The 8,925-nt window shown below is 64.2% G+C and carries 8 protein-coding genes; all 8 read left to right on the top strand.

The window, feature by feature from the left end:
- Nucleotides 1-10 precede the first annotated feature (10 nt).
- Complete coding sequence (locus CSC73_RS18245; protein WP_163843543.1) at nt 11-1,453, top strand: Do family serine endopeptidase; 1,443 nt, start codon at nt 11-13, stop codon at nt 1,451-1,453.
- A 93-nt stretch (nt 1,454-1,546) separates the two neighbouring features.
- A complete protein-coding gene (locus tag CSC73_RS18240; protein ID WP_093285999.1) occupies nt 1,547-1,918 on the top strand; it encodes a hypothetical protein in 372 nt (123 codons plus the stop codon).
- 12 nt (nt 1,919-1,930) lie between these two features.
- Nucleotides 1,931-2,410 carry a phage holin family protein gene (locus tag CSC73_RS18235; protein ID WP_163843527.1) on the top strand — a complete coding sequence of 160 codons (480 nt, stop codon included), beginning with the start codon at nt 1,931-1,933 and terminating at the stop codon, nt 2,408-2,410.
- Nucleotides 2,407-2,871: a protein sip-5 gene (locus CSC73_RS18230; RefSeq protein WP_163843525.1), complete on the top strand. Its 465-nt coding sequence runs from the start codon at nt 2,407-2,409 to the stop codon at nt 2,869-2,871. Before CSC73_RS18235 ends, CSC73_RS18230 begins: the two co-directional genes overlap by 4 nt.
- A 153-nt stretch (nt 2,872-3,024) precedes the next feature.
- Nucleotides 3,025-4,128 (top strand): AI-2E family transporter, encoded by a 1,104-nt coding sequence (locus CSC73_RS18225; protein WP_163843523.1) that lies wholly within the window; start codon nt 3,025-3,027, stop codon nt 4,126-4,128.
- A 259-nt stretch (nt 4,129-4,387) separates the two neighbouring features.
- Nucleotides 4,388-5,110: an HAD family hydrolase gene (locus CSC73_RS18220; RefSeq protein ID WP_163843520.1), complete on the top strand. Its 723-nt coding sequence runs from the start codon at nt 4,388-4,390 to the stop codon at nt 5,108-5,110.
- Entirely contained in the window at nt 5,107-6,477 is a 1,371-nt protein-coding gene (locus CSC73_RS18215; protein WP_163843518.1) for a leucyl aminopeptidase family protein, read from the top strand. Before CSC73_RS18220 ends, CSC73_RS18215 begins: the two co-directional genes overlap by 4 nt.
- 824 nt (nt 6,478-7,301) lie before the next feature.
- Nucleotides 7,302-8,925, top strand: a 1,624-nt coding sequence (locus CSC73_RS18210; RefSeq protein WP_163843516.1) for a DUF6531 domain-containing protein, incomplete at its 3' end; no start/stop codon positions are given.

The following is an 8,925-nucleotide window of genomic DNA, read 5'->3' as shown; positions in this document are numbered from 1 at the left end:
ACCTTCGACCATGCGCCCGTTCCCCACCCTGATCGCCCTCGCCGCCGCTGCCGCCTTTGGCGGATTCGCCGCCACCGGCCTGAACGCCCTGCTGGAGCAGCCCGCCCAGGCCGCGCCGGCTCCCGCGCACGCCCCTGCCCTGGTCCCGGCGATCGGCTCGCTGCCGGCGGCGGTCAATGGCCAGCCGCTGCCTTCGCTGGCGCCGATGCTGCAGAAAGTGATGCCGGCGGTGGTCAGCGTGAACACCAAGCAGGTGGTGCGGGTGCGCAACCCGTTCGCCAACGATCCGTTCTTCCGCCGCATGTTCCCCAACATTCCGCAGGAACGCATCAACGAATCGCTGGGCTCGGGCGTGATCATCGATGCGGTCAACGGCTATGTGCTGACCAACCACCACGTGATCGAGAACGCCGACGACGTGTCGGTGACCCTGGCCGACGGGCGCACGCTGAAGGCCGAATTCCTGGGTTCGGACGCCGACACCGACGTGGCCCTGATCCGCATCCGCGCCGACAATTTGACCGCGGTGCCGCTGGCCGACAGCGGCGCGCTGAACGTGGGCGATTTCGTGGTGGCCATCGGCAATCCGTTCGGGCTGAGCCAGACGGTGACTTCGGGCATCGTCTCGGCGGTCGGGCGCAGCGGCATCCGCGGGCTGGGCCTGCAGAACTTCATCCAGACCGATGCCTCGATCAACCCGGGCAATTCCGGCGGCGCGCTGGTCAACCTGCAGGGCCAGCTGGTCGGCATCAACACCGCCAGCCTCAATCCGCAGGGCAGCATGGCCGGCAACATCGGCCTGGGCCTGGCCATTCCGACCAACCTGGCGCGCGATGTGGTGGATCAGCTGTTGAAGAACAACGGCGTGGTGATCCGCGGCACCCTGGGCCTGGAATCGCAGACGCTGACCGCCGATCTGGCCAAGGGCCTGGGCATCAGCGAAACCCGCGGCGCGCTGATCACCCGCATCTACCCCGGTTCCGGCGCGGCCGCTGCCGGCCTGAAGGCGGGCGATGTGGTGGTGGCCGCCAACGGCCAGCGCATCGACAGCGCCGAAGCGCTGCACAACTACGAAGGCCTGCAGCCGGTGGGCAATGCGATAGCGCTGGACCTGCGCCGCGACGGCAAGCCGCTGACCCTGCGCGCGGCGCTCAAGGCGCAGCCGGGACCGGTGGCCGGCGCGTCGCTGGATCCGCGCCTGACCGGCGCCTCCTTCGCCGAACTGCCCGAAGCCCTGCGCAGCGCCGGGCTGAGCGGCGTGCTGGTCAAGGACGTGGCGCGCGGCAGCCGCGCCGCGCAGAACCGGCTGCAGCCCGACGACGTGGTCCTGGGCGCGACTACTGGCGAGTTCACCGACCTGGCCGGTTTCCAGGCGAGCTTCGCCCGCAAGCCGGCGCAACTGGTGCTGCAGATCATGCGCGGCAATGCGCGCGGCAATCTGCTGGTGCAATGACGGCGCGGCCAAATGACGGCACGTTAATGGCCACCTGCTATAGATAGTCCTCACGCGGGCGTCCAGACGCCTGCCCACTCAAAGGAGATGACGATGAACAACCCCACCGCGACCGATGCATTGAAGAGCAACCTGGGCGAAGCCGGTTCGCATCTCAAATCCGCCGCCGCCGCCGCCAGCGAAGCCATCAAGGGCGCCGCGGGTTCGGCAGGCGACGAACTGAAGCTGGGCAAGGCCAACGTGAAGGCCGAACTGGCCGACAGCGCGCTGTCCGGATTGGCCGCCGCCGAATCGGGCGGCGCCGCCGCGATGGAACAGGTGGACCATCTGATGGACAAAGGCCGCGACCTGATCGACAGCGCCGCCGACCTGATCCGCGAACGTCCGCTGGCTTCCTTCGGCGTGGCTTTCGCTGCCGGCTGGATCATCGCCAAATTGGCGCGCAGCGGCGGCGGCGACAAGTAAGCCGCACTCCACGTGAGCGACAACGAGCTGCCCGGCGCGTCGGCAGGCGACGAGCCCCAAGCCGACGTCAAGCCACCACACCTGGATGAAAGCGTGCGGCGCATCGGCGCCGCCGGCAAGGCGACCCTGGCCTCGGCCAGGGACACCGGGCGTGCGCTGCGCCGCCTGATCTCGGCCGACCTGGCATTGGCGCGCAGCGCGATGGGCCGCGCGCTGGCGTGGGTGGCGGTGGGCATCGTATTCGGCGCTTCGGCCTGGCTGCTGGTGGTGGGCGCGCTGATCGCGGTGCTGCAGCGGCTGGGCTGGTCGTGGCTGCAGTCGCTGTCTTTCGCGGCGGTGCTGAGCAGCGTGGTCACCGCCGTCGCCGTGTGGCGCACCATCCATTACTTCGAATGCGCCGGCCTGCACGCCACCCGCCGCCAGCTGGCGCGCCTGGGCATCGGCGACGAAGGCGAGGAAGAGGAAGACGGCAAGCCCGGGACGCCGCCATGAACTACAAGCAGCTGCAGCGGCAAGTGGACATCGCCGAACGCCGGGTGGAGAGCCGCGGCGAACGCACGCGCGAGCAGTGGGCCGCCCTGAAACTGGATTGGCGCGAAGGCTGGACCCCGGCGCGCATCATCGCCGCCGGACTGGTCAGCGGTTTCATCTCCGGCCGCGCCGAACCGCTGCGCGCGCTGAGCGGTCCGCGCCTGCTGCAGATGATCGGCGCGGTGTCGGGCTTGTTCGCTTCGGTGCAGGCGACGGTGGCGGCGGAGACGGCGCAAGGCGCGGCCGACACGGCTGAAGGCGTGGTCGCCGATGGGGCGGTGGAAAATGCAGCGCCCGCAGACCCGGCGCAGTCGCAGTTCGATTACGTGCGGCCATCTGCACGGCAGAGCGGCACGCCGGACGAAGTTTTCCAGACCGAACCGCGACCGGCCGAGGCGGCTACCGAAATTTCCGAACGCTGAAACTTCCTCTGTGGGAGCGCCGTCCCGGCGCGAGCTCTTGAGTCGATCGCCAATCCATGCAGTCGCTCCACAGCCAAAAGCTCGCGCCGGGACGGCGCTCCCACCGGTCATTCTTTAAGCTGGTCGTCTCCTCATCCTGCGCGAGCGTGTCCCTTGAGCCTTTCCCCCAGCGATCCGCAAGCGGTTGACCACAGCGACGAAACAGTGCCACCCCCACGCCGCCCGCGCGCCTCCACCGCGCTGCTGGCACTGGCCACGCTGGCGATCGGCTACACCCTGTGGGCGGCGCAGGATCTGCTGCTGCCCATCCTGCTGGGCATGTTCTTCGCCCTGGTGGCCAACCCCATCATCCGTCTGCTCAAGCGGCTGTGGGTGCCGCGCTTCGTCGCCGCCCTGGTGGTGGTGGTGGGCGGCATCGCCGGTGCCGGCGCGCTGGGCAGCCAGCTGATCGTGCCGGCCGGCGACTGGTTCCGCGACGTGCCGCAGGAACTGCGCGAGCTCACCCCCAGGCTGCGCCAGCTGGCCAAGCCCATGCAGGACGCCAACCGCGCCGCCGAGAACATCGCCCGCGCCGCCGGCGGCGAGAGCGCCAAGAAAGTGCAGGTGGTGCGCACCCAGGTGGACGACCCCTACAAGGTGCTCACCGCCACCCCGCGCCTGCTGGCCTCGGTGCTGGCGGTGGTGCTGCTGACGTTCTTCTTCCTGGTCTACGGCGAAGACCTGCAGCGCAATGCGATAGCGCTGCTGCCCGGCCGGCAGAAGCAGAAATTCACCGTGGACCTGATGCATTCCATCGAGCGCGAACTGTCGCGCTACGTGCTGACCATCACCGTGATCAACGCGGTGGTGGGGCTGGTCTATGCGGGGATCCTGTATGCGCTGGATATCCCCCTGCAGGAGGCCCTGCTGTGGGGCACGATGGTCGCGCTGTTGAACTACGCCCCTTACGTGGGACCCCTGATCGGCATGGGCGTGATGCTGCTGGTGGGTTTCGTGACCTACAACGAACCCTGGCTGTCGGCGTTGCCGGTGCTGATCTATCTGGGGCTGCATACGCTGGAAGGCCAGATCGTCACTCCCATCGTACTGGGCCGGCGCATGGCGCTGTCGCCGCTGGTGCTGATCCTGGCGCTGATGCTGTTCGGCTGGCTGTGGGGCATCGTCGGCCTGCTGCTGGCGGTGCCGCTGCTGGTCTGCGTCAAACTGGTGCTGGCGCGGGTGGAAGGCATGGAAGGCTGGGCGCGGTTGTTGGAGTGACCGGCGGACCCTGATCAGGCTCTAGCTCTAGCTTTGCCCCTGCTCTTGCTTTGCCCCCTTTGGCAAAGGGGGCTACGGGGGATTTGCTCTTGATCTTGCTCCTCCTTTCTTTTCTTCGTTGAAGAAGCAAAGCAAGAGCAAGATCAAGAGCAAATCCCCCTCAATCCCCCTTTTTCAAAGGGGGAGGCAAAAGCGGGGCATTCCCTATCCTTGGCATCTCCTTCATGCCCCCCGCCCCCTGCACCGTTAGAATGCGAGGGTGAATTTCCCCGTCCGCGCCATCACCCTGGATCTCGACGACACCCTGTGGCCCTTCGCCCCGATCGGCGCACGGATCGAGCAGGTGCTGCATGCGTGGATGCTGGAACACAGCCCGCCCACCGCCGCCCGCTTTCCAATCGAGGCCATGCGCGCGCTGCGCGAGCGGGTCTTCGCCGAACATCCGCACCTGATCCACGACCTCAGCGAACTGCGCAGGATCACCTTGCGGCGCGCATTGCAGGAAAGCGGCTCCGACGCAGCGCTGCTGGAGCCGGCCTACGAGATCTTCTACGCCGCGCGCAACCAGGTGGAATGCTACGCCGACAGCTTGGCCGCGCTGGAGCGCATCGCCGCGCGCGTGCCGGTGGCGGCGGTGACCAACGGCAACGCCGATCTTGAACGCATCGGCCTGTCGCGGCATTTCGCCTTCCAGCTGGGCGCCCGCGAACACGGCGCGGCCAAACCCGAAGCCAGCATCTTCCACGCCGCCTGCCAGCGCCTGGGCGTGCCGCCCTTTGAGGTGCTGCACGTGGGCGACCATATCGAGATGGATGTGATCGGCGCCGCGCAGGCCGGGTTGCGCAGCTGCTGGATCAACCGCGAGGCGCAGGCGTGGACCCACCCCACTCTGCGTCCGGATCTGGAATTCACCGACCTCGCCGCACTGGCCGACTGGCTGGATGCAACGCATCGCCACACTACGGAGCACGCCGCCGCATGAGCCTGCCGAACGGATTCACCGACACTTCTTCCTCCGCACTGCCGCTGCACGTACTGGGACGCGACCGGTTCGGCGAGTGGCGCAACGGCTTGTCGCCCGCCTTGCAGGCCTGGGTGGACGCGCAGCAGTTTTCCGCAGCACCTGGCGCGCTGCTGCTGCTGCCGGGCGAACACGGCATCGCCGCCGCCGCGATCGGCATTGGCGATCCGCTGGATCCCTACTCCTATGCGCATGCGCCGCTGGGTCTGCCGGCAGGCGACTGGCGGCTGGCTTCGACGCTGGAAGCCGATGCGCGCGCGGCGTTGCAACTGGGTTGGGGTCTGGGCAGCTATCGCTTCGACCGCTACAAGAAACCCGCACGCCAGCCGGCGCGCCTGCTGCTGCAGGATGCCGATGCCGAAGCGCTGGATCTGCTGGCCGCGTGCGTGCGTGTGCGCGATCTGGTCAACACGCCTACCGAACACATGGGACCGGAGCAGTTGGAAGCGGTGGCGCGCGAACTCGCTACAACGCATGGCGCGCAGCTGGAAGTCATCGCTGGCGACGAGTTGCTGGCGCGGAATTTCCCGGCCATCCACGCGGTCGGCCGCGCTTCGCACCGGGCGCCGCGTTTGATCGCGCTGCGCTGGGGCGACAGCGGTCTGCCGCACGTGGCATTGGTCGGCAAGGGCGTGTGCTTCGACACCGGCGGTCTGGACATCAAACCCGCCGACGGCATGCGCAACATGAAGAAGGACATGGGCGGCGCGGCGCATGCGCTGGCGCTGGCCGAACTGATCATGGCGCGCAAGCTGCCGGTGCGGTTGACGGTGCTGGTGCCGGCGGTGGAAAACGCGATCGGCCCGGATGCGTTCCGTCCGGGCGAAGTGATCGCCACGCGGCAGGGCTTGAGCGTAGAGATCGACAATACCGATGCCGAGGGCCGGGTGATCCTGTGCGACGCGCTGACTTACGCGGGCGAGCAGGAACCGGACATCGTGCTGGATTTCGCCACGCTGACCGGCGCGGCGCGCATCGCGTTGGGGCCGGACCTGCCGGCGTTGTTCGCCAACGACGATGCGTTGGCCAGCGATTGGATCGCGGCGGGCGAACGCACACGCGATCCACTGTGGCGCATGCCGTTGTGGCGTCCTTATCTTCGTTATCTCAATAGCGGCATCGCCGACATGGCCAACGCGGGTTCGCGCATGGCCGGCGCGGTCACCGCGGCGTTGTATCTGGAACGCTTCGTTCCTGCGCAGCAGAAGTGGGCGCATCTGGATGTGTATGCGTGGAACGATAGCGATCGTGCGGGGCGGCCTGCGGGCGGTGAGGCGATGGCGTTGCGGGCTGCGTTTGAGATGTTGAAGGCGCGCTATCCCGCGTGACCCCCAGACGCCACCTCAGCACGCGCCGCCTATCTTTGTAGAGCCGAGCTTGCTCGGCTGCCTTTGATTCCTCACGAGAGCAGCCGAGCAAGCTCGGCTCTACAAAGCGTGGCGGAAGGTCTCATTTTCGTCTCGTGCCCGCCTATTTTGCGATCAGCAACAACACCGAGTGCCATTGCTGAGTAACTATTGATTGGACGGATATTTACTCTAACCATTTGGGGTTCCTCTCCCTGGCGTGTTCAGTGCCCGCGCAGCAGAGGGGGCACATCTGGATGTGCATGTGTGGAACGACAGTGATCGGGGGATGAGACGATGGCGTTGCGGGCTGTGTTTGAGATGTTGAAGGGGCGGTACTTGCTGTAACACCTTGCATCTCGGTTTCCGACGCCAGGGCTACAACTCAACGTGTTGTCCATTGCCTTGCGATAATTGCAGTTAGCGATCTATTTTCGTTAGCGCGGAATAATTGACTCAGCATCAGGTTGCTATTGCATGCGCGTGGCGTGCAGCCGATATGCTGGTCATGCAAACCCCTATCGCCATCTGAAAAGCGAGCGATCTCACAAGATTGTTCTTCAAAGACCGTCACAAATTTTTTGACGGCCGTGCTTCACGCTGGGAGCGGGGTTGGAATCAAGCAAGCAGCATGGAAAATCAAGGGTTGACGGCGGGAAGCGGGGGGAATGCGGCCAGAGAATCATGCTCGTTCCAATCGCATATGTTCTATTTCTGGAACCTCCCAATCGACTAAAAACCCATTCTCACACAGTCGAAATCTGCAGTCTGAGAATTACTCTCAGCCTGCATCAATGGAGAAATATATGCGGATCGATATGCGCTGTTTGGGAGTTCGGTCCATTTTGTGTATGGGCTTGAGCTTTGCCGCCATGAACGCGGAAGCGTCTGGAGGCTTTGTAGTGGCGCCCTGGGGGAGCGATCACATCTACGGGCTTGCAAGTATTGAAGAAGCAGGCGAAGCAGGCTGTGCGGCAAGCGTGAAGCCTTATCATGCCGATCCGACCATCTGGTGTGACGGTTCGACAACAACTCACTTTAATCCCAATGGTCCTCCAGTCTCGTTTCCTCCAGCTGGCGGCTGGTTACCCGTCCACCTGGCTTTCTATTATGCGAATGGCAGTATTGCTGCCGGCGGACCGATCGGGTATTTCGGGGACCCGCCGACAAAAAATTGCGACCCATGTAATGGGATCGGAAACCCGATTGACGTCTCCACGGGTTTCAAGCGACAGAGCGAAGCCCCCGATATCGGTGAAGGCGACCTGCAGTACGTTAGGACGTACCTGTCAAAGTCGACATTCGTCAAGCGAGTGACAGGTACTAACTGGCAATCGACCTTCACCCAACGGATTTCTCTCGGAATCTATCCGAACTGGGCATTGGCGGTAGTACGGCGTCCGAACGGGCAGGATTTCTCTTTCGAACGTACGGCGCCATCCCTTGCTTGGGTTGGCGATACGGATATCAACTACAAGCTCGAATCGCTTGTTTCTGGCTACAAGCTGACCACGCCGGAAGATATGGTTGAGATATACGATGCGAACGGACTGCTCCAGTCGATCACAACAAAGAGCGGACGGGCAACTACGCTGGCGTACTCGACTAACCCGCCCCCTGGGGAAGCTCCGAAGCTGTTGTCGGTCATGGACAACCAAGGAAGGTCCCTCAGCTTTACCTATAACCCAGCGAATGCGACGACGGGCGCCGGCAACATAGCCACGATCACGGACTCCGCCGGACATTCCGTCGCCTACACCTATGACGTCAATAATAATCTGGCTTCCGTGACCTTTCCTGACGGAAACTCCAGGGCCTATGTTTATAACGAGCAAGGCTACACGCAGAATTCGAGCTTCCCGAATGCGATGACAGGAATCGTCGATGAGAATGGGGTTCGCTATGCGACCTTCGGCTATAACACATCGGGCAGTGCGATCTCTACGGAACATGCGGGTGGAGTGAATAAGTTCCAGTTCAGTTTCCCTTTCCTTAACGCCACGACGGTTGTAACAGATCCCTTCGGTGTGGCGCACACTTATAATTTTCAGACGATTCAAGGTGTCCACAAACCGGTCGCAATCAGCCCGAAATGTCTTGTCTGTGGTAGCGGTCTATCGGTCTATAGAAGCTACGACACGAATGGCAACCTAGCGACGGAAACGAATCCGGACGGTTATCTGACGAATCGCACTTTCGACACGACGCGAAATCTTGAAACCGAGCGTATCGAGGCTTCCAACGACGCCACCGGCAAGAAGCGCACCACGCAGACCGATTGGCACACGACCTTGCGCGTGCCGACCGAACGCCGGGTGTACAACGCCGCCAACACGCTTGTCGCCAAGTCTACGTACACCTACAACACCCGCGGCCAGGCGCTGACCGCTTCGCAGATCGATCCGGCCACCAGCGTTGCCCGCACCACCA

The sequence above is a fragment of the Pseudoxanthomonas sacheonensis genome (genome assembly GCF_010093305.1).
In the GTDB taxonomy this organism is placed as follows: domain Bacteria; phylum Pseudomonadota; class Gammaproteobacteria; order Xanthomonadales; family Xanthomonadaceae; genus Pseudoxanthomonas_A; species Pseudoxanthomonas_A sacheonensis.
Note: the sequence above shows the minus strand (reverse complement) of the source record. Positions and strands in the feature narration are given on the sequence as shown.

What these genes read in the sequence shown, in the direction of transcription:
- CSC73_RS18245 (WP_163843543.1), top strand. Translation starts at nt 11, where the DNA reads ATGCGCCCGTTCCCCACCCTGATCGCCCTCGCCGCCGCTGCCGCCTTT.
- CSC73_RS18240 (WP_093285999.1), top strand. Translation starts at nt 1,547, where the DNA reads ATGAACAACCCCACCGCGACCGATGCATTGAAGAGCAACCTGGGCGAA.
- CSC73_RS18230 (WP_163843525.1), top strand. Translation starts at nt 2,407, where the DNA reads ATGAACTACAAGCAGCTGCAGCGGCAAGTGGACATCGCCGAACGCCGG.
- CSC73_RS18215 (WP_163843518.1), top strand. Translation starts at nt 5,107, where the DNA reads ATGAGCCTGCCGAACGGATTCACCGACACTTCTTCCTCCGCACTGCCG.